Source organism: Aeromonas allosaccharophila (assembly GCF_000819685.1).
Lineage (GTDB): Bacteria > Pseudomonadota > Gammaproteobacteria > Enterobacterales > Aeromonadaceae > Aeromonas > Aeromonas allosaccharophila.
In genome coordinates, this window is the sequence record NZ_CDBR01000035.1 from 1 (window position 1) to 1,081 (window position 1,081).

The 1,081-nt window shown below is 51.4% G+C and carries 1 protein-coding gene; it reads left to right on the top strand.

The annotated features are described in order from the left end of the window. Positions 1-185 precede the first annotated feature (185 nt). The coding region (locus tag BN1115_RS07905) for an IS630 family transposase (protein ID WP_042656750.1) at positions 186-1,081 on the top strand (896 nt) is incomplete at its 3' end.

Below are 1,081 nucleotides of genomic sequence, written 5' to 3' on the forward strand. Positions count from 1 at the left end.
CTAATTTGAAGGCCTTCCCAATCGGGAAGGCCTTTTTGTTATAAGCGATTTTTAAGACTGAATCGCCCCTGGTTTTCTAAATAGCTGTTCCGAATAGTAGATCACTTGAGGAAGGGAACTCAGTCCAGTTTGTGCGATCTCATTAGTCGCCAAACAAAACAAGCCACACCCAAAGGACTGAGTTGATGCCTATCCTACCACCCCTGCCACAACCACAATGGCGCCGCATTCACAAAATCATCCATGCCACGCGTGATAAAGGGCATGCTCGTCGCTTGATGGCCATTTTGCTGTTACATGAAGGACGCACGATCACTGATGTTCATCATCTTACCGGCGCGGCTCGCTCGACCATCGGCCGTTGGCTTCGGTGGTATCGGGATGAAGGTGTGGAGGCGCTAGAAGCCTTACCGGCTGGCCGTGCCCCGGTCTTACCTGTCGCCAAGATTGTCACTTTACTGGTGCTGCTCATGCAGTTTTCTCCGCAAGATTTTGGTTATCAGCGCAGCCGCTGGTGTACCGAACTATTGGCTATCAAAATCAATCGGTTAACAGGCCTCAATATGGCAGCCTCCACGCTCCGCCGATGGTTACCGCGTATGGGCATTGTCTGGCGAAGGCCCGTGCCGACCTTGCGGATAAAAGACCCGGCCTATCAGGAGAAAATGGCGGATATCGACGCTGCGCTGGCCCGCTGTGATGCCGATAATCCGGTGTTTTATGAGGATGAAGTCGATATAGACCTCAATCCCAAATTAGGGGCCGACTGGATGTTCAGAGCGCAACAAAAGCGGGTTGTCACACCGGGACAGAACGCGAAACATTACCTGGCAGGCGTTCTCCATGCAGGCAACGGAAGAGTGCTTTACGTCAGTGGGATAAAGAAAAACTCATCCCTGTTTATCGCCATGCTGGAAAAGCTGCGTCGCCACTACCGACGAGCCAAAACCATCACGCTGATCCTCGATAACTACATCATTCACAAAAGCAAACAGACCGAGCGATGGTTGAAGAAGAACCCCAAGTTCTGCCTGGTGTTCCAGCCAGTTTACAGCCCTTGGGTTAATCACATAGAACAACT